Origin of the sequence: Gordonia sputi NBRC 100414, from assembly GCF_000248055.1 — a bacterium.
Lineage (GTDB): Bacteria > Actinomycetota > Actinomycetes > Mycobacteriales > Mycobacteriaceae > Gordonia > Gordonia sputi.
The window spans coordinates 1-26,406 of the sequence record NZ_BAFC01000109.1 but is presented as its reverse complement, the minus strand read 5'-3'; the positions used below and the strand labels follow the sequence as shown (position 1 = coordinate 26,406).

At 66.4% G+C, this 26,406-nt stretch carries 26 protein-coding genes and 1 pseudogene; 16 read left to right on the top strand and 11 right to left on the bottom strand.

Annotation, left to right across the window (positions count from 1 at the left end; all coding sequences use genetic code 11):
• Window positions 1-492: 492 nt before the first annotated feature.
• Complete coding sequence (locus tag GOSPT_RS17055; RefSeq protein WP_005207694.1) at window positions 493-711, bottom strand: hypothetical protein; 219 nt, start codon at window positions 709-711, stop codon at window positions 493-495.
• Between the two features lie 59 nt (window positions 712-770).
• Between GOSPT_RS17055 and GOSPT_RS17050 the strand changes: the two genes are divergently transcribed.
• Together GOSPT_RS17050 and GOSPT_RS17045 are read left to right on the top strand one after the other, a co-directional pair.
• The gene (locus GOSPT_RS17050; protein ID WP_005207693.1) at window positions 771-1,235 is read left to right on the top strand and encodes a MarR family winged helix-turn-helix transcriptional regulator; all 465 of its coding nucleotides are present in this window, start codon (window positions 771-773) and stop codon (window positions 1,233-1,235) included.
• A 78-nt stretch (window positions 1,236-1,313) separates the two neighbouring features.
• Window positions 1,314-2,589 (top strand): annotated as a pseudogene (locus tag GOSPT_RS17045) (MFS transporter).
• Between the two features lie 75 nt (window positions 2,590-2,664).
• On the opposite strand, the gene ggh reads toward GOSPT_RS17045, so the two are convergent.
• The gene (ggh, locus tag GOSPT_RS17040) at window positions 2,665-4,005 is read right to left on the bottom strand and encodes a glucosylglycerate hydrolase (protein WP_039856474.1); all 1,341 of its coding nucleotides are present in this window, start codon (window positions 4,003-4,005) and stop codon (window positions 2,665-2,667) included.
• Between the two features lie 75 nt (window positions 4,006-4,080).
• Here ggh and GOSPT_RS17035 point away from each other — a divergent pair, with 75 nt between their 5' ends.
• Complete coding sequence (locus GOSPT_RS17035; RefSeq protein ID WP_039856471.1) at window positions 4,081-4,758, top strand: SDR family oxidoreductase; 678 nt, start codon at window positions 4,081-4,083, stop codon at window positions 4,756-4,758.
• Window positions 4,759-4,892: 134 nt separating this feature from the next.
• On the opposite strand, the gene GOSPT_RS17030 is transcribed toward GOSPT_RS17035, so the two are convergent.
• From GOSPT_RS17030 to GOSPT_RS17020, 3 genes are all read right to left on the bottom strand, one after another.
• Window positions 4,893-5,288 (bottom strand): nuclear transport factor 2 family protein, encoded by a 396-nt coding sequence (locus GOSPT_RS17030; RefSeq protein ID WP_005207682.1) that lies wholly within the window; start codon window positions 5,286-5,288, stop codon window positions 4,893-4,895.
• A 45-nt stretch (window positions 5,289-5,333) separates the two neighbouring features.
• The gene (locus GOSPT_RS17025; protein ID WP_039856469.1) at window positions 5,334-6,506 is read right to left on the bottom strand and encodes a thiolase family protein; all 1,173 of its coding nucleotides are present in this window, start codon (window positions 6,504-6,506) and stop codon (window positions 5,334-5,336) included.
• Window positions 6,507-6,588: 82 nt separating this feature from the next.
• Window positions 6,589-8,010 carry an MFS transporter gene (locus tag GOSPT_RS17020; protein WP_005207675.1) on the bottom strand — a complete coding sequence of 474 codons (1,422 nt, stop codon included), beginning with the start codon at window positions 8,008-8,010 and terminating at the stop codon, window positions 6,589-6,591.
• Between the two features lie 55 nt (window positions 8,011-8,065).
• Here GOSPT_RS17020 and GOSPT_RS17015 point away from each other — a divergent pair, with 55 nt between their 5' ends.
• The 5 genes from GOSPT_RS17015 (at window position 8,066) to GOSPT_RS16995 (ending at window position 13,267) form a co-directional block, all read left to right on the top strand.
• A complete protein-coding gene (locus tag GOSPT_RS17015; RefSeq protein ID WP_039856457.1) occupies window positions 8,066-8,530 on the top strand; it encodes a winged helix-turn-helix transcriptional regulator in 465 nt (154 codons plus the stop codon).
• Between the two features lie 222 nt (window positions 8,531-8,752).
• Window positions 8,753-9,493 carry a DUF4129 domain-containing protein gene (locus tag GOSPT_RS17010; RefSeq protein ID WP_005207673.1) on the top strand — a complete coding sequence of 247 codons (741 nt, stop codon included), beginning with the start codon at window positions 8,753-8,755 and terminating at the stop codon, window positions 9,491-9,493.
• 8 nt (window positions 9,494-9,501) lie between these two features.
• Window positions 9,502-10,860 (top strand): DUF4350 domain-containing protein, encoded by a 1,359-nt coding sequence (locus GOSPT_RS17005; protein ID WP_231894730.1) that lies wholly within the window; start codon window positions 9,502-9,504, stop codon window positions 10,858-10,860.
• Complete coding sequence (locus tag GOSPT_RS17000) at window positions 10,857-11,969, top strand: AAA family ATPase (protein ID WP_082933683.1); 1,113 nt, start codon at window positions 10,857-10,859, stop codon at window positions 11,967-11,969. The genes GOSPT_RS17005 and GOSPT_RS17000 overlap by 4 nt, the downstream gene beginning before the upstream one ends.
• Window positions 11,969-13,267: a DUF58 domain-containing protein gene (locus GOSPT_RS16995; protein WP_005207670.1), complete on the top strand. Its 1,299-nt coding sequence runs from the start codon at window positions 11,969-11,971 to the stop codon at window positions 13,265-13,267. Before GOSPT_RS17000 ends, GOSPT_RS16995 begins: the two co-directional genes overlap by 1 nt.
• Here the strand turns inward: GOSPT_RS16995 and GOSPT_RS16990 are convergent.
• The gene (locus GOSPT_RS16990) at window positions 13,234-14,277 is read right to left on the bottom strand and encodes a stage II sporulation protein M (RefSeq protein ID WP_005207669.1); all 1,044 of its coding nucleotides are present in this window, start codon (window positions 14,275-14,277) and stop codon (window positions 13,234-13,236) included. The two genes, GOSPT_RS16995 and GOSPT_RS16990, sit on opposite strands and share 34 nt — an antisense overlap.
• A gap of 112 nt (window positions 14,278-14,389) precedes the next feature.
• Here GOSPT_RS16990 and GOSPT_RS16985 point away from each other — a divergent pair, with 112 nt between their 5' ends.
• Window positions 14,390-15,295, top strand: a complete 906-nt coding sequence (locus GOSPT_RS16985) for an RDD family protein (protein ID WP_005207668.1) — start codon at window positions 14,390-14,392, stop codon at window positions 15,293-15,295.
• A 51-nt stretch (window positions 15,296-15,346) separates the two neighbouring features.
• Here the strand turns inward: GOSPT_RS16985 and GOSPT_RS16980 are convergent, their stop codons facing one another.
• Window positions 15,347-16,546, bottom strand: a complete 1,200-nt coding sequence (locus GOSPT_RS16980; RefSeq protein ID WP_005207667.1) for an acyl-CoA dehydrogenase family protein — start codon at window positions 16,544-16,546, stop codon at window positions 15,347-15,349.
• A 126-nt stretch (window positions 16,547-16,672) separates the two neighbouring features.
• Between GOSPT_RS16980 and GOSPT_RS16975 the strand changes: the two genes are divergently transcribed.
• A complete protein-coding gene (locus GOSPT_RS16975) occupies window positions 16,673-17,005 on the top strand; it encodes a TfoX/Sxy family protein (RefSeq protein ID WP_039856454.1) in 333 nt (110 codons plus the stop codon).
• Between the two features lie 113 nt (window positions 17,006-17,118).
• Window positions 17,119-17,730, top strand: coding sequence for a hypothetical protein (locus GOSPT_RS16970; RefSeq protein ID WP_005207665.1), 612 nt, complete (start codon window positions 17,119-17,121; stop codon window positions 17,728-17,730).
• 9 nt (window positions 17,731-17,739) lie between these two features.
• Here GOSPT_RS16970 and GOSPT_RS24625 read toward each other — a convergent pair whose 3' ends face one another.
• From GOSPT_RS24625 to leuS, 3 genes are all read right to left on the bottom strand, one after another.
• The gene (locus GOSPT_RS24625) at window positions 17,740-18,195 is read right to left on the bottom strand and encodes an adenylate/guanylate cyclase domain-containing protein (protein ID WP_306302069.1); all 456 of its coding nucleotides are present in this window, start codon (window positions 18,193-18,195) and stop codon (window positions 17,740-17,742) included.
• The gene (locus GOSPT_RS24620) at window positions 18,156-18,563 is read right to left on the bottom strand and encodes a hypothetical protein (protein ID WP_005207663.1); all 408 of its coding nucleotides are present in this window, start codon (window positions 18,561-18,563) and stop codon (window positions 18,156-18,158) included. Before GOSPT_RS24620 ends, GOSPT_RS24625 begins: the two co-directional genes overlap by 40 nt.
• A 310-nt stretch (window positions 18,564-18,873) precedes the next feature.
• Window positions 18,874-21,795: a leucine--tRNA ligase gene (gene leuS, locus GOSPT_RS16955; protein ID WP_039856461.1), complete on the bottom strand. Its 2,922-nt coding sequence runs from the start codon at window positions 21,793-21,795 to the stop codon at window positions 18,874-18,876.
• Window positions 21,796-21,883: 88 nt separating this feature from the next.
• Here leuS and GOSPT_RS16950 point away from each other — a divergent pair, with 88 nt between their 5' ends.
• Window positions 21,884-22,453 carry an SdpI family protein gene (locus GOSPT_RS16950; protein WP_039856449.1) on the top strand — a complete coding sequence of 190 codons (570 nt, stop codon included), beginning with the start codon at window positions 21,884-21,886 and terminating at the stop codon, window positions 22,451-22,453.
• 3 nt (window positions 22,454-22,456) lie between these two features.
• Complete coding sequence (locus GOSPT_RS16945) at window positions 22,457-23,443, top strand: bile acid:sodium symporter family protein (RefSeq protein ID WP_005207660.1); 987 nt, start codon at window positions 22,457-22,459, stop codon at window positions 23,441-23,443.
• On the opposite strand, the gene GOSPT_RS23285 is transcribed toward GOSPT_RS16945, so the two are convergent.
• Entirely contained in the window at window positions 23,327-24,058 is a 732-nt protein-coding gene (locus GOSPT_RS23285) for a DedA family protein (RefSeq protein WP_005207659.1), read from the bottom strand. The genes GOSPT_RS16945 and GOSPT_RS23285 overlap by 117 nt on opposite strands.
• 175 nt (window positions 24,059-24,233) lie before the next feature.
• Between GOSPT_RS23285 and GOSPT_RS23280 the strand changes: the two genes are divergently transcribed.
• From GOSPT_RS23280 to GOSPT_RS16935, 3 genes are read left to right on the top strand one after another with little or no spacing between them, the layout of a single operon-like run.
• Entirely contained in the window at window positions 24,234-24,569 is a 336-nt protein-coding gene (locus GOSPT_RS23280) for an ArsR/SmtB family transcription factor (RefSeq protein ID WP_082933681.1), read from the top strand.
• Window positions 24,569-25,357, top strand: coding sequence for a cation efflux transmembrane domain-containing protein (locus GOSPT_RS16940; protein WP_082933686.1), 789 nt, complete (start codon window positions 24,569-24,571; stop codon window positions 25,355-25,357). Before GOSPT_RS23280 ends, GOSPT_RS16940 begins: the two co-directional genes overlap by 1 nt.
• Before the next feature lie 46 nt (window positions 25,358-25,403).
• The gene (locus GOSPT_RS16935) at window positions 25,404-26,057 is read left to right on the top strand and encodes a DsbA family protein (protein WP_005207656.1); all 654 of its coding nucleotides are present in this window, start codon (window positions 25,404-25,406) and stop codon (window positions 26,055-26,057) included.
• The last annotated feature ends 349 nt before the right edge of the window (window positions 26,058-26,406 follow it).

The following is a 26,406-nucleotide window of genomic DNA, read 5'->3' as shown; positions in this document are numbered from 1 at the left end:
CGCCACGTTCCTGCGGGCTCGGCCACTGCGCGCGGTCGCTGCGGCCTCCGCAGAAAGTGACGCCCTACGGGCGGCGCGCACGTACCGGTACGTGCGGAGGGCCTGAGAGGTGTGGTTTTATGCGGGGCGCGATTCGGCGTGCGCCCGGTTGCTGCAGTCTGCGCGTGCCCGCCTTCTGCACGCGGCACGTTGCTGCTGGCCCGGTCACTGCGCGCGCGGGCGCGGCGCAGTCCGCAGAAAGTGACGCCCCGCGGGCCGCCCGCACGTACCGGTACGTGCGGAGGCCCCGAGAGGTGTGGTTTTCTGCGGGCTCCCGGGTAAGGCACGCGCCACGTTGCTGCACGCTCGATCACTGCGCGCGGGCGCGCCGCACTCCGCAGAAAGTGACGCCCCACGGGCGGCGCGCATGTACCGGTACGTGCGGAGATCCCGAGAAGTGTAGTTTTCTGCGCGCGCGCCCAGTAGCCGCACACGCCCGGTTGCTGCGCGCCCCTACGCCGACTTCCGCCCGAAGCCCAGGTACGCGATTGGGCCGATGTAGTTGATGAAACTCGCTGCGGCCCAGGCCTTTTTGGGTCCGCGAACCTGCTCAGCGGGCCGCTGCTTGAGGTCGCGTAGGGCGTAGCCCTGCAGCGCGAACTGGGCGACGGCGGCAACGCTGATCAGCGCGCGCTTCGCGGGGGTGAGGTTCTTCTTCGTGTCACGAGTCACAACGTCACACTACCGTTCGGCCTTTTATTTCATAAGCCTAAGTATTAGAGTTACTAAACGTGACCGAAACCAGTGCAGACATCGCCCGAGCGCTTCGCCCCTCCGTGACGCGGCTCTACCTGGCGTTGCGTCGGCACACCCCGATTCCCGAGTACACCGCTGCTCAGGCGTCGGCGCTGGCCACGATCGTCGACCACGAGCCGATGCGCATGGGCGAACTCGCCGAACGCGAGTCCATCCGCATGCCAACGGCAACAGCCCTGGTCGACGGCCTGTGCAAGAGCGGACTGGTGGTTCGTGCACCAGACCCCGACGACCGACGTGCCGTCCTGGTCCGACTGACCGAACACGGGCACGAGGTTCTCGAGCGGGTTCGCGGGCAACGCGAGGACGCGCTCGCCGCAGCACTCGAACGGCTTTCCGACGACGACCGCGCGCGGCTCGCCGCGGCTGCCCCAGCATTTCGGGCACTGCACGCGGAGCTCGAGGGGACCCCGACCCCATCCCCGACCCCGACGAAGTAAAAACAGCGGCGACGTAGAAGCAGTAGTTCCCAAAGACTCTAGTAAGCAACAACTTTCGACAATGAACACGAGGTAGATGTGACAACCACGACGGAGAAGCCGGCGCAGTCGGCGCCAGAGGAGCACTCCCACTCACTGATCGAGACCTTCAAGGGTCAGCCCCGGGCCGTGTGGGTGACCGCATTCGCTGCGGTCATCGCCTTCATGGGTATCGGCCTCGTCGACCCGATCCTGAATACGATCCGCGAGGAACTGCACGCGCCGCCGTCGAAGCTGACGCTGCTTTTCGCCGTCTACCTCGGTGTGCAGGTGATCGCCATGCTGATCACCGGTTGGGCCGCATTCCGCTACGGACCCAAGCGCACGCTGACCGTCGGCCTCGCGTTGATCGTCATCGCAGCGGGCGTCTCGACGTTCGCGGGCAACATCGACCACCTCATCGCGATGCGCGTGCTCTGGGGTCTCGGCAACGCGCTGTTCATGGCGACGGCACTGGCGTTCATCGTCGGCGCGGCCAAGGGCGGCCAGCACGGCGCGATTCTGCTGTACGAGGCCGCGCTCGGCGTCGGCCTGGCAGTCGGTCCGCTTCTCGGAGCACTGCTCGGAGCATGGACGTGGCGTGCACCGTTCGCGGGTACCGCGGTCCTCATAGCTGATCGGTGCTGTGCTGTGTGCGTTCATGCTGCCGTCCGACGGTCCGCGCTCAGAACGTGTCGCGGTCAGCATTGTCGACCCGCTCAAAGCGCTGCGTAACCGCACCTTGCTGCTGACGTCGATCGGCTCGGCGTTCTACACCGGCGCACTGTTCACAGTCATCGCCTACGCGCCACTTGCCATGGGCCTCAAGCCGATTCCGGCAGGCATGGTGTTCTTCGGTTGGGGTCTGTTGACCGCACTCTCGGGTGTCTTCGTCGGGCCGCGGCTCGCCGAGCGGATCGGACAGCGCGGCGGCGTGATGACCGCGATTGTCGGCTACGGCGTCGTCATGGCGCTCGCTGCGGTCGGTGTCGCCACCGACCAGGTGTGGCTGACCGGTCTCGCGATCGTGCTCTCGGGTCTGCCGTCGGGCATCCTCAACACGCTGTTCACCGGCGTTGCGATGTCGTCGGCCGATCCCAACAAGCCGCGCTCGGTTGCCAGTGCCGGCTACAGCTTCCTGCGTTGGATGGGCGGCGCGGCGTCGGCCGTGCTGGTCGCCTACCTCGCGGAGTGGTTCGCTCCGGCGGCCCCGTTCTGGTTCGCCGTCGGCTACTGCGCCGTCGCCGTGATCGCAGTCGGGTTCGTGCAGTCGAAGAAGGCGGAGTCGCACCACGTCGACGAGGACGCCGCGCTGGTCGGTGCGGAAGAGTTCTGAGTTTCGCCCAATACGAAAGAGGTTGCCCCGCAGTCCACTTCGGACCGCGGGGCACTCTTCTGTAGGGAGCGGCCGTCAGTCCAGCCAGTCGAGCACCGACGCCGCGGTCCAGCTCTGCTGCATACTGCCGAGGGCCTCGCCGGTGAACGGCTCGTAGTACTCGGCGAACGCGCCGTCGGTGGCCTGCCGCAAGCCCTCTTCACGGAGTCGCGCAGAGCGTTCGGTCCACCCGCGCCGCGCGAAGGCCCAGCTGAACAGCCAGGTCATCACCGGCCAGACCGGGCCGCGCCAATACTCCCGTGGGCGGAAGTCGGCCGAAATCGGCGACGTCGACGGCGGGACACTGAATCTCAGGTCGGGGTGTCCGCAGAAGCGCGGACCGTCGAACAGTCGTAGGAGCGCTCGTTCCCGATCGCGGGACAGCCCACCGCACAGCAAAGGCGCGAAGACCGCGATGGTCTCCGAGTTGATCCACTGCCCCGCGCGCAGGTCGTAGTCACGCGCGGCACCGTTGCGGTCGTTTGCGGCCGCGACCACGCCCGCCTTGAACCGATCCGACCATGCCCGCAGGTCTCGCACGTCTGCGCGTGGCTTGGAGTAGTCCTCTCCGATCGTCGCGAGGACATCGCACGCAACTGCGAAGATCGCACTGACGAAAACGTCCTCGACCATGAAACTCATGACCTTGGGCAGGATCTCGTCGTCGTAGTGCGCGCGTTTCATCTCTTCGACGAGCCAGATGTAGCGGTCGTATTCGAGGTCGGTCGGGCGCATCGAGAGGTCGGCGACGTGCTCGAGGTCGGCGCGGGTGTAGGGCGGCAGGTCCTCGCCGGGAACGACGCGCGAGTACGGACCATCCCAGCGAGGTGAGTTGTCCATGCCCGATTCCCAGCCGTGGTAGATCGTGATGCGGCCGCGCCCGAGCGGATCCCGTGCGTGGGCGAGCCACCGATGCCACCGCATGAGCGCGCCCCACCGGCGGTCGATGAACTCGTTCGCGGCGGCCCGCGTCGAACGGCCGTGTCGCCGTGAGTGATCCAGGATGCGCTGGACCGCGATCGCGTGCACGGGCGGCTGCGTGATGCCGGATGTCTCCGGATAGTCGGGTGCGGCGTCGGCCAGGCGCGAACATTCCCACCGGCCGGGGCCGGGGAAATAACCGTCGCGCCCGTTGGCGAAAACGATGTGCGGAATCATGCCGTTCGACCACTGCGCCGAGAGCAGGGTGTCCATCTCGATGACGGCACGTTCGACGCTCAGCGGTGCGAGACCGACCGTCACGAACGCTGCGTCCCAGCTCCACATGTGCGGGTAGAGGCGGGGTGCCGCGCTGGTCATCGTGCCCAGATCGTTGCCGCGGAGCAGATACGCGGCTCGTGCCGACAACTGCGTTGGGGTGAATCCATACCTGGCCACGCGTTGATTCTGCACTGCCTCGACTGTCCTCGCCGCTCGAGGTCGTCGGTGATGTCCGCCGGTACGGTTGAACGCGTGCCAACCGCATTGATCACCGGAGCCAGCCGCGGACTCGGCGAGCAGATCGCCCGACAACTCGCGCCCACCCACTCGCTGATTCTCGGCGGCAGACCCTCGGCCGCACTCGACGCGCTCGCCGCAGAGCTGGGTGGCGCGACATTCGCCGTCGAACTGACTGACCACGAATCAGTTGCCGCGGCCGCGGAGTCGATACCGTCGCTGGACGTACTGGTCCATAGCGCTGGAGTCGGTTCGACGCTGCGCACCGTCGCCGAGACACCCACCGACGAATGGCGTCACGTGCTCGAGGTGAATCTCGTTGCCGCGGCCGAGGTGACGCGCGTGCTTCTGCCCGCGCTGCGGACGGCGCAGGGTCACGTCGTGTTCATCAACTCGGGCGCGGGGATCCGTGCCAACCCCGGTTGGGGCGCGTACGCCGCGAGCAAGTTCGGGCTGCGCGCGCTGGCCGACGCTCTGCGCGGCGAGGAGACCTCGCTGCGTGTGACGTCGGTGTTCCCCGGGCGAATCGACACCGACATGCAGCGCGAGCTGGTCGCGATCGAGGGCGACGACTACGACGCGTCGAAGCTCCTGAAGCCCTCGACGGTCGCGGGCGCGGTGGTCGCCGCGATCCACACCCCGGCCGACGCCCACCCGACGGAGATCGTGCTGCGGCCGACCGGCCGCGGGTGATCTCGACAAGCTCGATCAGCGGAGGTGGGCTCGAGCTTCTTCCGCTGGTCGAGCGGGCGCGAGCGCAGCGAGCACCCGAGTCGAGACCACTCCTCGGCGGGTGATCTCGACAAGCTCGATCAGCGGCAACGCCCCTACAGCTGCTTGAGGTCGGTCGGGGCCCAGACGGCGCGCATGGAGGAGATCTTGCCGTCGGCGTCGAAGACCATGATGTCGATGGGAGTGATCTCGAACCGCATGTCGGCCGTGCCGGTGACGAGCGTGAACTCGAAGACCGCGGTGTCGCCCGCGATCTTCTTCCAGTTCAGGGTGGCGACGTGCTCGTCCATGCCGGTGATGATCGAGTAGAACTCGACGAGCTGGTCGCGGGTGTCGCGGACGTCGGCCCCGATCGGATCCTCGACCGTCGCGTCGGGTGCGTAGAGATCCGCGATCTGCTCGGCTGTGCCGTTGGTGAGCAGATCGATGTACGCAGATACGGCGGCCTCGATCTTGCTCGACAGCCCGGTCTGTTCCTGCTCGACGGTCATGCGTGTCTCCAAATCTAGAACGTGTTCTACTTTGGAGCCAAGGTATCAGTCGAGGCGCTCGTAGATGGTGGCGTTCGCAATTCCGCCCGCCTCGCACATCGTCTGCAGCACAAAGCGCCCACCGCGCTGTTCGAGAGCGTTGATGGCGGTCGCCGCGATGCGTGCACCGCTCGCACCCAGCGGATGCCCGATGGCGATCGCGCCACCGTTGACGTTCACGCGGTCCAGGTCGACGTCGAGCTCTTTTGCCCAGGCGAGCACCACGGACGCGAACGCCTCGTTGACCTCGAACAGATCGATGTCGTCGAGGCTCAGGCCCGCGCGGGCCAACACCTTGCGGGTCGCCGGAATGATCGCGGTGAGCATGAGCAGCGGGTCGTCGCCGACGACGGCGAACGAGTGCACGCGCGCCCGAGGTCGAAGCCCGAGTTGTCGCGCCCGCTCCTCGTTCATCACCAGCACCGCTGCCGAGCCGTCGTTGATCTGGCTCGCGTTGGCCGCGGTCACGTTCCAGCCGATCTGCGGGAATCGATGCGCGATCGCCTCGTCGTAGTATGCGGGATGAAGGCCTGCGAGTGTGTCGAGGGTCGAGCCGACGCGGATCCCCTCGTCTGTGGTCAGCCCCGCAAGCGGAACGATCTCGTTGTCGAAGAGCCCGTTCTTGGTAGCTGCTGCGGCCAGTTCGTGTGAGCGCAGGGCGAACTCGTCCATCTCGGTGCGCGAGATGCCCCACTTGGCTGCGATCAGCTCTGCCGAGATACCCTGGCCGACAAGTCCTTCGGGGTAGCGTTCGTCGAAAGCTACGCCGTTGAGGTTGTCGGTGCCGAAAGCCGCCGAGCCCATCGGCACCCGCGACATCGATTCGACGCCCGCACCGACCACTATGTCGTAGGCTCCCGCGATGACGCCCTGTGCCGCGAACGCGATGGCCTGTTGTCCACTGCCACACTGCCTGTCGAGCGAGACGCCCGGCACCGACTCCGCGTAGCCCGCCGCCAACAACCCGCGGCGCGCGATGTTGAGGCTCTGCTCTCCGACCTGCGTGACAACGCCGGTGATCACATCGTCGATGTCGGACGGATCGATCGCATTGCGTGACAGTAGTTCTCGCAGCGGATGAGCCAGGAGGTCGACCGGGTGTACGTCGTGTAGCGCACCCGTCGGCTTGCCCTTGCCGACAGGGGTGCGCACCGCGTCGACGATGACTGCTGTGTTCATGATCTTCATACCTTTCGTGAGGGCGAATCATGCTGTGCCCGAATATGTTCGGGCGGAGCGATCCAGTGACCGCAGGATTGCATCAACCGATGTTCGACGCCGCGACCGCTTCAGCCTGACCAGACGTGCGACGCGCCAGCGGGCCGAGCGCGAGAATGCTTGCGGCTGCGGCGAATGCCGCGCAGACCCACCAGGTTCCCGTCGTGACTCCCGCTCCGAGCATGGCGACCAGCGCACTGGTGCCGATCGTCGTACCCAATTGCCGCGACATCGTGATCACCGCGCTGCCGCGGCCGGCGATAGCGGCGTCGAGTCCGCTTGTGGCGGTGGCGATCAACGCCGGAATGACCAGGCCGACACCGAATCCGCCGAGGAGCCAACCGGGTAGGAAGCCGGCGGCGTAGTTGGGATCGGACGCGTCGGTGCAGATTCTGATCAGGACCATTCCGATGGCCCACATGCCCGCTCCCGCGGCGGCGAGCAACCACGGCGAGACCGTCCGCGCCATCCGGGAGACCAGCACCGCCGCCACGGGCACCATCAGCGGACCCGGCGCAACGGCCAGACCGCTGCGGATCACCGAATAGCCCCAGCCCTTCTGTAGCAACAGGATTCCGTCGAGCAATCCGGCGGCGAAGGCGATGCTGAACAGCAACATCGCTGCCGTCCCGAAGGAGAACTCAGGACGCGAGAACAACCGTGTGGGGATCAGCGGGTCGTCGGATCGCCGATCGATGAAGACGAAGGCCACACCCAGGATCACGGCAGCGACGAGTACGGCGATCGCGCGCGTGGAACCCCATCCCCACTCGTCGCCCTGCACCAGGTAGAGGACGCCGAGTGCGCTCGACGCCGCGAGTAGCACGGCGCCTGTGAGCATTCCGATCGAGACGGCAGCGCCGGAGCGTTGTTGCTGCACACCGGAGTCGCGCCCGAAGACCCGGACCGCCGCGATCACGAACGCGATGCCGATCGGCACGTTGATCAGAAACGCTGCACGCCAGGAGAATTCGACGAGGATACCGCCGACGACCGGCCCGAGCGCCGCCGCCATCCCCGACGTTGCGGCCCAGATGCGCACGGCACCCGCCCGACGCTCCGGTGGCACCGACGTCACCAGAAGCGCAAGGCTCGCGGGCGTGAGCGCCGCCGCCCCGACAGCCTGCAGCACCCGCGCGGCGATGAGAACGCCGAGTGTCGGTGCGCATGCCGCGAGCGCGCTCGCCGCGGTGAACACGACGACCCCGCCGATGAAGCCGCGACGGTTGCCCAGCCTGTCGCTCGCGGCGCCCAGCGGGATGAGGAGTGCCGCATAGACGATCGCGTAAGCAGAGAGTGTCCAACTGACCGAGGTCAGCCGTGCGCCACCGAAGTCCTTGGCGATGTCGTCGAATGCCACGTTGACCACGAAGAGGTCGAGGGCGACCAGGAACGGCGCGCCGCACGCGACCGCGAGGAGAGCACCGGCGCCGTGCCGCCGTTCGCTCTGGCTTTTGTTTTCCATAGTCAGACTGTTTACCCGCTGACTATGCCTGCGTCAAGTCAGCTACACTGTGGGCATGGAGTTACGTGGACCTCTGGCCGAAAGGGACAACTGGACGGCGAATCGGTGCTCTATCGACAAAGCCATGGGCGTGATCGGCACCCGATCCGCGATGCTCATCCTGCGTGAAGCGTTCTACGGGGCAACACGATTCGACGAGTTCGCGCGCCGCGTCGGGATCACAGACGCCGTCGCATCGGCTCGACTGCGGGAGCTCACCGAGGCGGGGCTCTTCGAGAAGGTCCCCTACCGCGAGCCCGGCCAGCGCGTCCGCAACGAGTACCGCCTCACCGAGCAGGGCCGCGCGCTCCTGCCGGTGATCGTCGCGCTCATGCAGTGGGGCGACCGGTACCTCCAGCCCAGCGGTGCCCCACTCGACCTCACCGACGCCGACGGCGAGTCCGTACACGCCGCGGTCGTCGGACCTGACGGCACCGAACTCGGACCCGACGACGTCGCAGTTGCTCTCCATCGCAAGTAGCGATCACCCACGACCTCACCGTTCATCTGAGAAACCGACAATCTGGGCCTTGCCGTCGGCGGTTTGATAAGTTCGCCCTCGCAACCGGACGGCACACTTGGCCGCAGCAGAGGACCCCCGCGGGGACACCTGCCGGAGACCACGAACAGCACGGGATGAGGGGGTCGCGATGGACGCACACTGCCCGAGCCTGTCGAGTCCGCGTGCGCGGAGTCTCGCGCCGTGAGCGTGCTGCTGCTGGCCGACGGCCTGCATCCCGACAACGACACCGCCCGACGCTGGGCCAACGACGAGCTGTCGAAGCCGCAGTATCACGAGCAGGCCACCACGCCCTCGCAGCCTCCTGAGCCCAGCCGGAACTTCTTCTCCATCCTCTACGACTTCTTCACCGGCGGACCGGCTCCGGACACAACGCTGATCGTGACCATCGTCGTCGTGCTGCTGGTGATCATCGCGCTCGTGGCCTTCGCCATCTTCTTCGTGCGACGCACTCCGCGGGCGCGGCGCACCGAGAAGTCGGCTCCCCTCGACGACCTGACACTCAAGTCCGGCGAATACCGCTCGGCCGCAGAGGATCTCCTCGACAAGGGCGATCTCGACGGTTGCGTGCGCGAAGCGATGCGCGCACTGGCGCGGCGGGGCATCGAACGCGGGTACATCGTCGCGGCGCCGTCGTTGACCGCTCGCGAGGCGTCGCGACGACTCGGCGTCGCCTACGACGACAAGCGCGACCAACTCCGTTGGGCCGCTGACCTTTTCGACGCCGTCGAGTACGGCTACCGGCACGCCGACCTCGCACAGGCGCAGGCCATGCTCGAGCTGGAACGCTCGATCCGCAGGGGTCGCGCACGGTCTGACGCGGACCACGATTCCGTGGGTGGCGGCAAGATGAGCGGCGACATGACCAGCGGTGACATGACCAGCGGCGACATGACGAACGACGACGTGGCGGCAGGCCGGTGAGCGCACCCGTGAGCGCACCGCCCGCGGCCCCCGAGGGTCGGTCCGGCCCAGCTCCGTCGCGTCCGCGACATCGACGTCGAACCTGGTTGATTGTCCTCGGAGTCGTGGTTGCAGTGCTGATCGTCGTGCTCGTCGCCGCCCTCGCGCTGGGCGGCGCGCCGTCGTCGAAGCCGAAGCCCCCGACGCCGAGCAACACGGTGGCGGGTGATCCCGACAACCTCGGGCCGACGGGTGCTCGTGCCGTCACGAAAGTGATCAGCGATCACGGTGTCGGCGTCACCGTGGCGCGGGGACTCGACGAACTCCGCGATCGCACGACACCGGGCGCCGACGATACCGTCGTCTTGAGCGGCTCCGGCGCTCTCACCCCGGCCAACGCGTCGTACCTCCTCGACAAGTTCCGAGACGTCAAGCGCGTGGTGCTGGTCTCCCCGACCGACAACGCGCTCGCGGCGCTGGGGCTACCGGTGAGCGTTGCACTCGTCGCGCAAACCCGATCAACGGGAGCGTGCTCGCTCATCGGGATCGCCCCCGACGACGTCATCTCGTCACAGGGCATCGGCGTGGGTTCGTACTCGTCGGCCACCAGGTACACGCCGACGCAGCCCGCGGCATCCTGCTTTCCCGACGACACCGACACCGGTGCAGATGTGGTCGATCGGCCGGGACAGATCGTCGTGGTACCCGCGACGACCTCGCACCCCGAGATCGTCGTGACCGACGGCGACTTCTGGCACAACGCAAACCTCGCCGAGGACGACAATGCGGGCGTTGCCCTCCGCGTGCTCGCCTCCTCCGGTCGCCTCATCTGGTTCATTCCGAGCTTTGGCGATCGACCACCTGAACCGGGTGAGCCCGACTCCGACCCGCGTTCTCAGATTCCGCGTTGGATCGGCCCCGGTTTCCTGCTGGCAGCCTTCGCTGTCTTCGCGCTGATGCTCTGGCGCGGACGACGATTCGGGCCGATGGTCACCGAGCCGCTACCCGCCGTCGTCAAGGCGATCGAGACCACCCAGGCCCGTGGACGGCTCTACCATCGCGCCGGAGCCGATAGTCGTGCCGCAGCGATCCTGCGCATCCGCACCATCTCGCGCATCGCCGGGTACCTCGGACTCCACTACGACCCCGTGCACGCCCTCGACGCACTCGACGCGTCCGACGAACACGATGACTCGGGCGTGTGGACACCGGACGGTTCCGACTCGTCGGTCGCCGCGATCATCAGCGTCGCCGCAGCGGCGTCACACCGAGACGCCCGCGACGTCGCACGACTCCTGACCGGCCCGTTGCCCGAGGGCGACGACGCGCTGGTCGTCTTCACCACTGAATTGACCGCTCTAGAGAAGGAAGTCCGGGGCACACCATGACCGCACCCTCAAACCCGCCGCACTCGACACCACCACACTCAACCCCGCCGCACTCAGCGCGACCGCCTGTACCCCAGCCCGCTTCGTATCCGCCTGTGCCGGGCGGTAAGTCGGGCGCGGTGGGGTCGGTGACGTCCGGAGTGGGGTCAGGGGCAGATTCGACGTCGGCGCGTTCTCGGCTGAATGCGGTACGCGCCGAGGTCGGCAAAGCCGTTGTCGGACAAGATACCGCGGTCTCAGGGATGCTGATCGCGCTGCTGTGTCGCGGTCACATCCTGCTCGAAGGCGTTCCGGGAGTGGCCAAGACGCTGCTGGTGCGGTCGGTCGCCGCTGCCCTCGACGTCGACACCGCGCGCGTGCAGTTCACCCCCGACCTCATGCCGGGTGACGTCACCGGATCACTGATCTTCGACGCCGCGGCGTCGGAGTTCAGTTTCCGGGAGGGTCCGGTGTTCACCAATCTGCTTCTCGCGGACGAGATCAACCGAACGCCACCCAAGACGCAGGCGTCACTGCTCGAGGCGATGGAAGAAGCGCAGGTATCCGTCGACGGCGTGCCGCGCGCCCTGCCCGAGCCGTTCCTTGTCGCAGCGACTCAGAACCCCGTCGAGTACGAGGGCACCTACCCGCTTCCGGAAGCTCAGCTCGACCGATTCCTGCTGAAGGTGACCCTGCCGATTCCACCGCGCGACGACGAGATCACCGTATTGGCAAGGCACGCAGCAGGATTCGATCCACACGATCTGGCCGCTGCCGGTCTGCGACCGGTCGCCTCGGGCTCCGATGTGATCGCAGGCGCAGCCGCAGTGCGACGGGTGGCCGTGGCACCACAGGTCGCCGCCTACATCGTCGACATCGCCCGCGCGACCCGGATGTCGCCGTCGCTCTCACTCGGGGTCAGTCCACGAGGTGCGACCGCGCTGCTCGGCACGAGTCGCGCGTGGGCGTGGCTGAGCGGACGCGATTTCGTCACACCCGACGACGTGCAGATGATGGCGCAAGCGACTCTTGCGCACCGCCTTTCGCTGCGCCCGGAGGCTGAGCTCGAGGGAGTCTCGGTCGGCGCGGTGCTGGCTGCGGCGATCGGTTCCGTTCCCGTCCCACGCTGATGGTCATCACCGGCCGCTTCTTCGTACTCGTCCTCGCGGGCGCCATTCCGACGGTGCTCTTCCCCCACTACTGGGTGGTGCTGGCCTGGGTCGTGGTATGCGTCGTGCTACTGCTGATCGACCTCGCCGTCGTCGGAAACCCCACGCGCACTCTCGAATTGGGTCGAGTGCCGTGCGGTCCGGTTCAGCTCGGCCAATCCACCCAGACGACGCTGTTGGTGCGCAACCTGTCCGGCAGTCGATTCCGCGGTCTGATCCGCGACGCATGGCAGCCGTCGGCAGGTGCGGAACCGACCGCGCCGCGGCCGGTGAATCTCGCTCCTGCGCAGTCGGAGTCGATCACGACGACCCTCACACCCACCCGCCGCGGTGACCGACTGGCCGTCGGTGTGACCGTTCGACGGCTCAGCCCACTCGGACTCTGCGCCCGACAGCGCACCGTCGTGGTTCCGGGCATCGTGCGTGCGCTGCCCGTCTTCACCGCGCGCAAGCATCTGCCGTCACGGCTGGCGTATCTGCGACAGCTCGACGGACGGTCGGCCGTGCGCACCCGTGGACAGGGAACCGAATTCGATTCTCTGCGTGACTATGTCGAGGGCGACGACGTGCGCAGTATCGATTGGCGTGCCACTGCGCGACGCCGCTCCGTCGTCGTCCGCACGTGGCAGCCGGAGAAAGACCGGCACATCGTGATCGTGCTCGACACGTCGCGGACATCGGCCGGTCGTGTCGGCGACGCTCCGCGACTCGACGCCGCGATGGATGCGGCCCTGCTGCTGGCGTCGCTCGCGTCGCATGCGGGCGATCGCGTCGACTTCATCGCGGGTGATCGCGTGGTACACCGGCGGATCATCGGAGCGCCGCGCACAACCTTGCTGAGCGACTTCGTGACCGCGATGGCGCCGCTCGAACCCGCTCTGGTGGAAGCAGATTGGCCCATGTTGTGCACCGAGGTCAGCAAGGTGTCGCGCCAGCGAGCACTCGTGGTGCTGTTGACACCGCTCGAACCCGCCGCGGTCGAGGAGTCATTGCTGCCGCCGCTCGCCGCACTCGCACAGCGCTACCAGGTGGTCATCGGATCGGTATCCGACCCGATGCTCGACGAGATGGCCGAACGTCGCGACGACGTCCGCGAGATCTACGACGCCGCAGCGGCGGTACGCACACTGACGTTACGAGGCCGCACGGCGTCGGGGTTGCGGCGTCTCGGCGTCGACGTCGTGGATGCCGCGCCTGACAAACTGCCCGCCGCGCTCGCCGACCACTACCTACTGCTGAAGTCGCGCGGAATGCTCTGAGCGGCTTGCCTCCCCGGGCATCTGTCAGGCGACGGGTACCCGCGGTCGATCTCGTCGAGATCGCCTGTGGCACCACGATCGTGGGCACGACGTCCGAGCACCAGCGCGTACAAGAGGAACCCGACCCACACGGTGACGCCGATACCGATGCGCGCCCATGTCGGGAGACCCGACGGGGTCACGAACGCTTCGATGGCTCCGCAGATGAGTAGCAGCACAACCAATCCGATGCCGATGGCGATTGCGGTGCGGCCCGCCTCGGCAAGTGAATCAGAGCGTTTGCGGTCGCCGGGCGCGACCCAAGACCAGAAGATGCGCAGCCCGACACCTGCCGCCACGAACAGACACGTGAGCTCGAGTAGCCCGTGCGGGGTGATGAGTCCGAAGAAGAGGTCGGCCCGACCGTGGTTGATCATGATCGAACCCGTCACCGCGAGGTTGAGAATATTCTGGTAGAGCATCCAGATCACCGGGAAACCGAAGACCCCGAAGGCGATGCACAGCAACGCAAGTCGGAAGTTGTTGGTCCAGACCTCGAACGCGAACGACGACGCGGCGTGCTCGGAGTAGTAGTTCTCGAAGTCGTCGTTGACGAGGTGCTCGATCTCCGCGCGCGACCCGAACGTGTGCTCCATGGTCGGGTGGTCGAGGAGCCACCAGCCGATGCCGACAGCGAATGCGATCGACACGACCATCACCGTCAGCCACCACCGTCGAGTGCTGTAGAACGCGGCGGGCAGCGTTATCGTCACGTACCGCACCAGTTGGTCCCACGTGGTGACGGTCGACCCGAGCGCGTGCCCGCGAGCCCGGGCCAGCAGCGTCGACAAATATGCGACGACCGCGCGGTCTGGCGCCGACGATCGGATCACCGACAAGTGTGTGGCAGTGCGCTGATAGGCGTCGAGGATCTCGTCGGACTCGGCACCGGTGAGGTGGCGTTTTCGTGAGAGTTCGTCGAGTCTCTGCCACGTCGGTGACTTCGCTCGTACGTAGGCATCGAGATCCACATCGGTAGCCTAGCGAGACCACGGGCAGCGCTGTACCCCTGTGGGGCGGGATCATTCACGTGGCCCACGATCGGCTACGTCTGCGCCACCCGCAGCCGCTACGGTGGTGCGTATGTACCCGGGGCCGAACATGCATGCAGGGCAGCCCATGTACGCGCGACCCAACATGTACGCGGGACCGGGCACGTACATGGCACCGCCCGCGCCGGTGTACGGCGGCGGGACGGTCGGTCTCGGGCGCAACGACCTCGTCTCGGGTGAGGCAGTCGCACTTGACCTTCCGCCGGCATCGCTCGGCAGGCGCATCGTGTCGGGAGTGATCGATGTGGTGATCGCCGTGGTCGTACTCATCGCGCTGTTCTGGGTGTCGGTCAAGATCGGCATGAGCCTGCGGGACGGCGCCGTGCTGGCAGGTGCCTTCGCGCTCTCGTCGGTGCTGGCGTTGATCGTGCTGCCGACGGCGGTGGAGACGCTCAGTCGTGGAAAGTCGTTGGGGCATTGGGCGCTCGGCCTGCGCACGGTCCGCGACGACGCCGGGCCGATCGGTTTCCGACACGCGTTCACGCGGTCTCTCGTCGGCGTCGTCGAGATCTTCGTGTTCTTCGGTGTACCCGCGATTGTGTGTGCTGCCATCAGCCGCAAGGACAAGCGCGTCGGCGATCTCGTCGCAGGCACCTACGTGATCCGCGACCGGCGTTCGCTGGAGGTCGCAGGCACCGCGATCATGCCACCACACCTCGCAGAGTGGGCGCGCACCGCCGACATCGGGGTTCTGACCGACCACCAGGCCATGCTGATCCGCGGCTTCCTCCACCAAGCGCCGTCGATCCGTGACGACGCACTGCGTGCCGCTCTCGCAAGGCAATTGGTGCAGACGCTCGCGCCGTACATCTCACCCGCGCCACCTGCCGGGGCCAACGACGTGGACGTGCTCAATGCCGTTGCGGCGCAACGCCGACAGCGCGAGTGGCTACGCCTCCAGCGGGACGAGGAACTTCGACGCCGCGTGCTCCGCTGAGCACCCGGCGCCGACTGTGCGCCTCGTCGCGTCGAGTGGGTACCGCTGCCGCTACTTCAGCTCGCTGCTCGACTTGCCGAGCACGCGTCGCGCGATGATCAGTTGCTGGATCTGCTGTGTGCCCTCGAAGATGTCGAGGATCTTGGAGTCCCGGGCCCACTTCTCGAGCAGTCCGACCTCGGAATAGCCTGCGGTGCCACCGATCTCGACAGCCTTGTTGGTCAGCTCGGTAACCATGCGGCCCGCCTTGGCCTTCGACATCGACGCCTCGGTCGAGTTCGGCTGCTTGTTATCGGCCATCCACGCGGCACGGATGGCAAGCAACCACGAAGCCTCCCAATCGGATTCGAGGCGAATGAAGTCGTGGACAGCTGCTGCCTGATTGGCGGCGGGCTTGTCGTAGTCGATGACGTGTCCGGCGCCCTCGAGGGTTGCGCGCAGCTCCTCGAGTGCGGCACGTCCGAGGCCGACGGCCATCGCCGCGACCAGCGGACGCGTGTTGTCGAAGGTCTGCATGACACCCGCGAACGCCTTCTTGGTATCGACTTCCGGTGAGCCGAGCAGGTTTTCGGCGGGTACGCGAGCATTCTCGAAGCGCAGCACCGCGGTGTCGGACGCCTTGATGCCGAGCTTGTGCTCGAGGCGGACAACCGATACTCCCTCGGTGTCCATCGGCACGACGAAGCTCTTGATCGCGGCACGGCCGGCACTCTTGTCGACGGTCGCCCACACCACGACGTGGTCGGCGCGAGAACCCGCGGTGACGAAGATCTTCTCGCCGTTGATGACGTACTCGTCGCCGTCGAGTGTCGCGGTGGTGCTGACGGCCGCCGAGTCGGAGCCGAAGCTCGGCTCGGTGATCGCCATCGACGCCCAGACGTCCTTGAACTTCTCGAGCTGCTCGGGGTTTGCTACCGCCGCGATCGCGGCGTTACCGAGACCCTGATACGGAATCGACAGCATGAGCGCGACGTCGCCCCAACCCATTTCGACGCCGTGCAGAACCGCACGCATGTTGCCGCCGTTGACGACGTCGGACTTCTTCGCCGACGACTTGTCCGCGGCGTCGGATTCGCGTCCCTTGCGGGCGGCTTCGCGGGCGAGTTTGCCCAGCTCGTCGAGCTCCTCTGGGTAGGTGTGCTCGGCCTTGTCGTATGTGCGCGAGATGGGCCGGAAGATGTGCTCGGCAGCGAGATGCGCCTGCTCGGTGACCGGGGCGAGCTTCTGCGGGAGCTCGAGGTTGATTGCCATGCCGGTATCTTACTGCGCGGTAAGATAGATTTCCAGCCCTCCCCGAAAGTCCTTTCCGCTCCTGCGGATCGTCGTGCGTCAGCAGTAACCGACCCGTGCGTGCCGACGCCCGTTTACGCTGGCCACATGGCCTACGACGACGATCTCGCCTACCGGATCCGCGAGCTGCTGTCGGGTGAGAGCGGCGTCGCAGAGAAGTCGATGTTCGGCGGTCTCGCCTTCTTGGTCGACGGCAACATGGCCGTTGCGGCGAGCGGGCACGGTGGACTCATGGTGCGCGTGCCGCCAGACGAGACCGACGCCTACCTGGCCAGAGCGCACACGGCTCCGATGGTCATGTCGGGACGAGAAACCCGCGGGTGGTTACGGGTCTCGACGGAGGGCATCCGCACCAGGCGGCAGCTCGAGAAATGGGTCGGCGTGGGCGTCGCCTACGCGCGATCGCTGCCGCCGAAGTGAGTGCCTCGGGTAGCTCCCGAAACGACGCGGCTGCCGAAATGCAGTGGCCCGCGCTGAGGTGGCTCACGAAATTCTGTTGGTTGCAGCGTCGTCGAATGCCATTGTGAAGCCCCATGACCATCCGACGATTCGACGACGCCTCGGTGGCCGACTGGCTGATGAGCGACCCGCGCGACTGGGGCTGCGTGGTGACCCGCGGGCCCCTCGGTTTCGACGCGTACGCACGTCTGTTGCACATACCCGACCCTGCATTTCCGGGGCAGTGTGAGAACGACGTCGAATCAGTCTTGGGGCCAAGCGAGTTGTGGCAGATCGCCGTCGCGGTCGAGGACCTGCGTCCGCATACCACCACACCCGATGAGATCTACTACCTGATCTGGGACGGGTGTGGTTATCCAGAACTGCTGAGCGGTGGCGTGCCCATCGTCGAAATCCACGACGAGCGCGGCGCAACCGTGCGCGACTACCACCTGTTCGTCGGCGACACCGACATGCTGGGTTGGTTGCCGCCCGAACCCGAGCCGACGTCGCGACACGGACACCCGATCCTGCCCCCGCCCGCATTCATCTGGCCTGCCGATAGAGCGTGGTGCTTCACCGAAGACATCGATCCGCACTTCGCGACGATCGGTGCGTCGGCAGCGGCCATCGCGGATCTACTCAGGGATACGCGCATCGACACGGTCGCCGACGACCCGGACGTCTCGCCGCCGTTCTACTGCTGACGGCCCAACTCACTCATCGAGAAGCGGCACCACGGCGAACACTTCGAGGTCACGTGGTGTGCCCTTCGCCTTGAAACGTCGCTTGCGACTGAGCAATTGGAGGCCCTCCGCAGACTGCAGCGCATCGCTGGTGGCCAGCACCTCGCCGGTTCCGGCGGCATCGGCGACGCGGGCCGCGATATTCACGTCGACGCCGAGGTAGTCGCCACCGACCTGCCGCGGAGTTCCGGTGTGCACTCCGGCGCGCAGCTGCGCACGGTAGTCGTCATGGGTGATCGCGCTGACGGCTCCGCACAGTTCGAACGCGGCGAGGATCGCGTCGGAGGCATCGGGGAACACTGCCATCACGCCGTCGCCGAGCGACTTCACGATTCGGCCCCGATGAGCGCCGACGATGTCGCTGCTCACGCGGTTGACCTCACCGATCAGCGACAGCACGCTGTCGTCGCCTGCGCGTAGGCCCACGACGAAAATCCGACGAGGTCGGTGAACAGGACCGTCACGTCGCCGCTCGCGGTGGCGGTGGCCGACCTGCGATCGACGAGCGCCTGCCACACCTTCACGACGCTGAGTGCCAACTCGCGCGACGCGCTCGGCGACCGATCGCTCCCGGTCAGCAGCTTCTCCATGCGATCGGAGAGGCGCGTCGGACGCGAGAGGTCGAGTTCGGGGACCGTCTCCGGCGTCAGCTTTCGCGGAAGCTGAGCAGCACGGATCAGCGACGGCGTCCGGTCGGCCCGGGTGAGGAACTCGCCGACCCGCGCCGGACCCGACGGCACGGACTTGTCGTCAGGCGGCGTCGAGCCGGGGGTGGTGTCATCGTCGGACGTCACGAGTCAGATCGTAGCGACAAGCTCCACCAGCGGGAACGAGCACGACAGCGCGAGGGGTGGTCTCGACAAGCTCGACCAGCGGCGGGTAGCTCGACCAGCGGCGGGTAGCTCGACCAGCGAGGGTGGTCTCGACAAGCTCGACCAGCGGGGGTGGCGCTCGACCCGGCGGCGGGCCGCTCGACCAGCGGCGGGTGGTCTCGACAAGCTCGACCAGCGGGGGTAGCGCTCGACCAGCGGGGTGGTCTCGACAAGCTCGACCAGCGGGGGTAGCGCTCGACCAGCGAGTGGGCGCTCGACCAGCGACAGGCCGCTACGGGACGATGTTCACCATCCGGCCGGGCACGACAATCACCTTGCGGGGCGGCTGGCCGTCGAGGATCGCGAGGATCTTCTCGTCGTCGAGTGCTGCGGCGCGGATCGTCTCCTCGTCGGCGTCGGCGGGCACCGTGATGCGGCTGCGGACCTTGCCCTTGACCTGGATCGGGATCTCGACGGTGTCGTCGACAAGGTAGCGCTCGTCGGCGACCGGGAACGGTCCGCGCACCAGCAGTTCGTCGTGTCCGAGCCTCGACCACAGCTCCTCGGAGATGTGCGGCGCAAGTGGCGCGAGCATCAGGACGAGCTGTTCGACGGTGCTGCGGGGCGCGCCGTCGGGGAACTGCTTGGTCAGGTGACTGGTCAGTTTGATCAGCGCGGCGACGGCGATGTTGTCGCGCAGGCCGTTGTAATCCTCACGAACCTCCGCGATTGTCTTGTGCAGCAGGCGAAGTGTCTCGTCGTCGGGCTCGATGTCGGCGACGCGGACCGCGCCGGACTCCTCGTCGACGACCAGGCGCCATGCGCGCTGCAAGAATCGTTGCAGTCCCACAACGTCTTTCGTTGCCCACGGGCGCGACTGATCGAGTGGGCCCATGTACATCTCGTAGAGCCGCAACGTATCTGCGCCGTACTCGGCGGCGATGTCGTCGGGAGTCACCGAGTTCTTCAGCGACTTGCCCATCTTGCCGTACTCCTGCGTGACCTTCTCACCGTTGTAGACGAACTCGCCGTCGACCTCGGTGACCTCTTCGGCAGGCACGTAGATGCCGCGCGAATCGGTGTAGGCGTACGCCTGGATCATGCCCTGGTTGAACAACTTTCGATACGGCTCGCTGCTGGTGACGTAGCCGAGGTCGAAGAGCACCTTGTGCCAGAAGCGCGAATACAGCAGGTGCAGAACGGCATGCTCGACACCACCGATGTAGAGGTCCAGGCCGCCCGGATCGCTGAGACCGTGCAGCTCTGGCCGCGGACCCATCCAGTACGCCTCGTTCTCCTTGGCGCAGAACTCTTCTTCGTTGGTCGGGTCGATGTAGCGCAGTTGATACCAGGAGCTTCCGGCCCACTGCGGCATGACGTTGGCGTCACGCTTGTACTTCTTCGGACCGTCGCCGAGGTCGAGTTCGACGTGGATCCAGTCCGTCGCCTTCTCCAGCGGCGGACTCGGCTCACTGTCGGCGTCGTCGGGGTCGAAGGCGACGGGTGCGTAGTCCTCGACCTCCGGAAGCTCAACGGGCAGCATCGATTCGGGTAATGCGTGCGCGCGACCCTCCTCGTCGTAGACGATCGGGAACGGCTCACCCCAGTAGCGCTGACGGGCGAAGAGCCAGTCGCGCAGTTTGTACTGAACGGTGCCCTGCCCCGAGCCCTGCTCTTCGAGCCACTCGATGATCGCGGTCTTGGCGTCGTCGACGTTCTTGCCGTCGAGGAAGCCCGAGTTCACCAGCGGGCCGTCGCCGACATACGCCTCCTCCGAGATGCCGGCCTCGGAGCCGATGACCTCGACGATGGGCAGTCCGAAGACCGTCGCGAACTCGTAGTCGCGTGAGTCGTGTGCGGGGACCGCCATGATCGCGCCGGTACCGTAGCCCATCAGCACGTAGTCGGCAACGAAGACCGGAACCTGTTGTCCGTTAACCGGATTCGTCGCGAACGACCCGGTGAAGACGCCGGTCTTCTCCTTGTTCTCCTGACGCTCGAGATCAGACTTGGCTGCGATCGACGCGCGATAGTTCTTGATCGCCTCGGCGGGCGTCGACGCTCCGTTGGTCCACCGCTCGTCGACTGCCGCGCCCTCGGCACCCGACGGCCACGTGTCGGCAGTGAGCACGTCGACCAGCGGATGTTCAGGAGCCAGCACCACGTACGTGGCGCCGAAGAGGGTGTCGGGTCGCGTGGTGAAGACGTCGACGGTCACCTCGCCGTCGGCCTGTGCCGGGACGCCAGGCACCGGGAACTGCACCTGGGCGCCGCGTGAACGTCCAATCCAGTTGCGCTGCATGGTCTTGACCTTCTCGGGCCAGTCCAGCACCTCGAGATCGTCGAGCAGGCGGTCGGAGTACGCGGTGATGCGCATCATCCACTGCCGCAGGTGCTTGCGGAACACCGGGAAGTTCCCGCGGTCGCTTCGGCCATCGGCGGTGACTTCTTCGTTGGCCAGCACGGTACCGAGGCCCGGCGCCCAGTTGACGAGCGAATCACTCAGGTAGACAAGGCGATACGAGTCGACGAGGTCGGACTTCTCGGGTGCCGACAGATCTGCCCATACCCGACCGTCGTCGAGAGTGCGTGCACCGCTGTCGAATTCGGCGATCAGCTCGTCGACGCGACGCGCCTTGCCGGCCTCGTCGTCGTACCAGGCGTTGTAGATCTGCAGGAAGATCCACTGTGTCCAGCGGTAGAACGAGACGTCGGTGGTGGCAACGCGACGTCGCTCGTCGTGCCCGAGGCCGAGGCGTCGGATCTGGCCGAGGTAGCGCTCGATGTTGGCCTCGGTCGTCGTGCGGGGGTGCGTACCGGTCTGCACGGCGTACTGCTCGGCCGGGAGACCGAAGGAGTCGAAGCCCATCGTGTGCAGCACGTTGGCGCCCGACATGCGCTGGAACCGCGCGAACACGTCGCTGGCGATGAAGCCGAGCGGATGTCCGACGTGCAGGCCGGCGCCCGACGGGTACGGGAACATGTCCTGGACGAAGAGCTTGTCGGGGGCGTCGGGGCCGCTGCCGTCGAAGGCACTCATGTCGCCGGCCAGCGGTCCGACCGGGTTGGGTGCCTCAAAAGCGTGGCGCTGAGTCCACTCGCGCTGCCAGCGCTCCTCGATCTCGCCTGCGAGTCGGGCGGTGTAACGGTGCCCCGGAGTCGCGGAAGCTGGGTCGGTGCTCGCCTGATCGGCGGCGCCCTCGGAGGTGGAGATGTCGGCGGTGCTCACCTCACCAGGGTAAATCGTGGCTTCACCTGCCCTGAAATCGACGTCGGATGGGCGGGAAAAGTATGGTGGTCGGGTGAGTGTGGTGTCGATCGTCGTCTCGGTATGCGTCCTTGTGCTGGCCCTGGTGTGGCTGGTGGTCGGAGTGGCGGGCGTGATCGGCCGACTCCCGCGCAACCGATACTTCGGAGTACGCACCGATTCGACGATGGCCTCGGCCGAGGCGTTCACGCTGGCCAACCGCATCGCAGCCCCCGGAACGCTGGGTGCAGCGCTCATCCTGGTCGCCGGTGGCGCGCTGACGCTCGCCGTCGACAGCGGCTGGTCGGTGGTGTTCGGACTGGTGGCGCTCGTTGCGGGCGTATTGCTGGTCGGCGCTGTCAGCGGTTACGCGGTTCGCGCGGCCGACGCCGTCGCCCCAGCTGACGACGCGGGCTGCAGCTGCTGCTCGTCGGATCACGCCAGCGTCGACGACGCCCACACCGCGCAACCTGAGGAGACCAGCGCCGCCGCCGACTGCGGCACCGACAGCTGCGCATCGTGCACGCTGCGCGGCATGTGCAGCACCGACAGTGCATCGAGCAGCACAGCGTCGAGCGGCACGGCACCAGCGGCACAGCCCGACCGCCGCGCGCCCATTCAATAGGACGTGCGCCGCCTCCTCGCCCGGTCTCCGATCGACGGCTTCGTCCTGGCGATTCTCGCAGCGGTCGTGGTGGCCGCGTTCTTCCCGGCGCGCGGGACGTTTGCCGAGGTCCTCGACTGGGCGGTCACGATCGCCATCGGATTCCTGTTCTTCCTCTACGGCGCGCGCCTGCATCCCCGCGAGGCACTCAACGGGCTGTCGCATTGGCGGCTGCACCTGACGATCCTGGCGTTCACGTTTCTGGTGTTCCCACTCGTCGGCCTGGCGATACGGCCCGTCGTCGAACCGCTGATCGGTCACGACCTTTACACCGGCCTGCTGTACCTGACCCTGGTGCCGTCGACGGTGCAGTCGTCGATCGCGTTCACGTCGATCGCCCGCGGCAACGTCCCGGGGGCGATCGTGAGCGCCTCGGCGTCGAATCTGATCGGTGTTGTGTTGACACCGCTGCTGGTGGTTGCGCTGATGAGCGGTACGAATGGCGTGCACATCTCTGCGTCATCGGTCGTCGAGATCCTGCTGCAGATCTTGGTTCCGTTCATCGCGGGACAACTCTGCCGACCGCTGGTCGCGCCTTTCCTCAAGCGCTACGCCGAGCCGACCAAGTTCGTCGACAGGGCGTCGATCGTGCTCGTCGTCTACGCGGCGTTCAGCGAGGGCGTGCGCAACGGGATCTGGTCGATCGTGAGTGCATGGCAGGTCGTGGCGGTCGCAGTGATTGCTGCGGTGCTGGTCATCGTGATGCTCGCACTGACGTGGTGGAGTGCGCGGCGACTGGGATTCAGCCGCGCCGACGCCATCGCAATTCAGTTCTGCGGCACCAAGAAGAGCCTCGCCACCGGCCTACCGATGGCCACGGTGCTGTTCGGCGGCTCAGTCGTCGGGCTGATCGTGTTGCCGCTCATGATCTTTCACCAGATCCAGCTCATTCTCTGCTCGTGGCTGGCCACCCGCTACAGCCGCAGCCACGACGCCGTCGACGCCCGCTGACGCCCGCGCGGCAAGTCGACGCCGGATGAACACGACGAGCACATAGACCGCCGCGCAGCCGACCAGCCCGATCACGACGTAGAGCAGGATCGTCGCACCGAGGACAGCGCCTGCGAAGTAGCCGGCGAGCAGCACCGCGGTCACCCAGCTGACGGCCCCGACGATGTCGGCGAGGCCGAACTTTGCGAACTGCATGCCGGTCATCCCCGCGACCCTCGGCATGAGCGTGCGGACATAACCGACCCAGCGACTCGCCGCGACCATCAACATTCCGGATTGATTGAGTCGCGTACGCGCCTGTTCCCACCTCTGTTCGCCGAAGCGACGCCCTAGGGGCGATTCCATCAGGCGCGGGCCGCCTACTCTTCCGAACCAGAACCCGACCGCATCGCCCGCGATCGCGCACACACACGCGACCGCGATCAACACGCCGAGATTGGTATTGCCGACGGCTGCAGCCACACCCGCCGCAAGGAGCAGCGCCTCGCTGGGCATGATCAAGCCCGCGAAGATGACCGCAGTTTCCAGAAACACGACGCCGCCGGCGATCAGGTAGACCGCCCACACCGGAACCGACCTGATCAGGTCGATCAGCCAGTCGGCGAGTGAGTGCACCTGCCCGACGTTAGCCGCCGCTCTGATTCGACGCCGCGGCGGATTGGGGACTGCGGATTGGGGACTTGGGAATGACCAACGTCGAGCACAGGCGGCTCGCGACAGTGAGATGGTGCGCGGACGCCGGGAGAGTACAGGCTTCTGTGAATACAGAAATGTATGTACCGTTAGGCGGGTGGAGATTGTGGCGGCAGATCAGCGCGATGCGTTGACGCGGTTTGGATATGCGTTGTCGGACTCGACGCGCACGCAGGTGCTGTTGCGGCTGCGGGATGGTGGTGCGTATCCCGCGGAGTTGGCCGAGGCGATCGGGGTGTCGCGCCAGGCTTTGTCGAACCATCTTGCTTGCCTGCGGGGATGCGGACTTGTTGTCGCGGTGCCCGAAGGACGTCGCACTCGATACGAGCTGGCCAATGGCCGGATTGCCCATGCCTTGGATGACTTGCTCGGACTGGTCCTCGTGGTCGACCCGACATGTTGTCCAACCTCTGACGAACAGGGATGCTGCTGATGGCCGACGAGCTCGGTCTCCCGGCGGTGGGTCAGCCGTCGATGAGTCTCAGCTTTGCGGGTCGGCCGGCGCTGAGTGTTGCCCGTCGGGAGCTGTTGCAGCGTCGCATTCGGTGGTTCGTCGCGGCGACCATCACCTACAACGTCATCGAGGCCGTGATTGCGATCAGCGAGGGTACGCGAGCGTCCTCGGTGGCATTGATCGGCTTCGGCCTGGATTCGGTCATCGAAGTGTCGTCGGCAGCCGCGGTTGCCTGGCAGTTTGCGGGTTCGGATCCGGAACGGCGCGAGAAGGTCGCGTTACGGATCATCGCGTTCTCCTTTTTCGCCCTGGCGGTCTACGTGAGCGTCGACTCGCTTCGTTCCCTGCTCGGTGTTGGTGGCGAGGCGCGGCACTCCTCGATCGGCATCGCCCTGGCGGCAGTCAGTTTGCTGATCATGCCGCTTTTGTCGTGGGCGGAACGTCGCGCCGGCCGCGAACTCGGCTCGTTGAGCGCGGTGGCCGACTCCAAACAGACTTTGCTGTGCACGTACCTCTCGGCAGTACTGTTGATCGGGTTGCTTCTCAACAGCCTGCTCGGATGGTCGTGGGCCGACCCGATCGCCGCTCTTGTCATCGCCGCGATCGCGGTCCGCGAGGGCATCAACGCATGGAAGGGCGACACGTGCTGTGCACCCAGCATCGGCCAGCGCGCCGGCGAGCCCACTGGGTGCGACTGCTGCAGCACGGAGGTGACCGGCCAGGGTGCTACCCCGAGGGCCACACCGGACGCGTCGCAGTCGGCCTGATCAGACCGATGCCACTCCCCTACGACATCGCCTCGGAGCTGAACGCGTGAGCAAACCGATCAAGATCGCCTGGGCGGTACTCGCTGCCATCTTCGTCGGCATCGGTGTTGCCGTCTTTGCCATCGACGACGCCACGTCCCCGACTCCGGCTGATACTGCCGAAGTGTCTGATCTCGTTGTACGCCCCGACAGTCACCGCCTGTCCTCGCCCGAGCAGAGCCGGGCGCAGTTCGTGGAGTTCCTCGATTTCGAGTGCGAAGCCTGCGGGGCCGTCTACCCGATCATCGAGGACCTGCGGCGCGCCTATGGCGACCGCGTCACCTTCGTCGTCCGCTACTTCCCGATGCCTGGACATTTCAACGCCGAACGCGCTGCTCGTGCAGTCGAAGCTGCCGCCCAGCAGGGCCGGTTCGAGCAGATGTACCAGCGCATGTTCGCCACCCAATCCCAGTGGGGTGAACAGCAAGTCCCCGCTGATGACCTGTTCCGTGGCTTCGCCGTTGACCTCGGTCTCGACATGACGAGATTCGACGACGCTTACAACAGCGCCGCCACGCTCGAGCGGATTCGTGCTGACGTCGCCGACGGCCTGTCCCTGGGCGTGCAGGGCACCCCCACGTTCTTCCTCGACGGGAAGCGCCTGCAGCCATCCACGATCGACGAACTCACCACTGCCGTGAAAGAGGCGGCGGTTGCGTGAACCGCATTGACTAGTGCCGGCGGCCGCGCGAGGCGAATTGTGCGCCACCACAAGTACACGGCAAGCATTGCTGGCAGATTTTGCCGCTGAACGCCGACGGCGAATTGTCACCACCAGGGCACGGCGAAACGCTTGTCCACAACATCGAAAGAAGTTTCGAGCATTTCTCGCCGTTGTCGGTATTGTCGGGTAATATAGAACACATATTCGACACGACGTGGGGCGGGGGTGGCGGCACGTGAACAGCAACAGCAAACCGAGCGACAGCGGAAGCGGTGGCGCGCCTTCGGCTTTGGGGTCGTCTGCGTTGGCTACTGCTGCGGTGGGGTCTGCGGATGCGGTGGTCGCC

Excerpts from the sequence above, each read along its gene's own strand:
- GOSPT_RS17030 (WP_005207682.1), bottom strand. The coding sequence starts at position 5,288 with ATGACCGTCGAGCAGGAACAGACCGGGCTGTCGAGCAAGATCGAGGCC.
- GOSPT_RS17025 (WP_039856469.1), bottom strand. The coding sequence starts at position 6,506 with ATGAACACAGCAGTCATCGTCGACGCGGTGCGCACCCCTGTCGGCAAG.
- GOSPT_RS17020 (WP_005207675.1), bottom strand. The coding sequence starts at position 8,010 with ATGGAAAACAAAAGCCAGAGCGAACGGCGGCACGGCGCCGGTGCTCTC.
- GOSPT_RS17015 (WP_039856457.1), top strand. The coding sequence starts at position 8,066 with ATGGAGTTACGTGGACCTCTGGCCGAAAGGGACAACTGGACGGCGAAT.
- GOSPT_RS17000 (WP_082933683.1), top strand. The coding sequence starts at position 10,857 with ATGACCGCACCCTCAAACCCGCCGCACTCGACACCACCACACTCAACC.
- GOSPT_RS16995 (WP_005207670.1), top strand. The coding sequence starts at position 11,969 with ATGGTCATCACCGGCCGCTTCTTCGTACTCGTCCTCGCGGGCGCCATT.
- GOSPT_RS16985 (WP_005207668.1), top strand. The coding sequence starts at position 14,390 with ATGTACCCGGGGCCGAACATGCATGCAGGGCAGCCCATGTACGCGCGA.
- GOSPT_RS16980 (WP_005207667.1), bottom strand. The coding sequence starts at position 16,546 with ATGGCAATCAACCTCGAGCTCCCGCAGAAGCTCGCCCCGGTCACCGAG.
- GOSPT_RS16975 (WP_039856454.1), top strand. The coding sequence starts at position 16,673 with ATGGCCTACGACGACGATCTCGCCTACCGGATCCGCGAGCTGCTGTCG.
- GOSPT_RS16970 (WP_005207665.1), top strand. The coding sequence starts at position 17,119 with ATGACCATCCGACGATTCGACGACGCCTCGGTGGCCGACTGGCTGATG.
- GOSPT_RS16940 (WP_082933686.1), top strand. The coding sequence starts at position 24,569 with ATGGCCGACGAGCTCGGTCTCCCGGCGGTGGGTCAGCCGTCGATGAGT.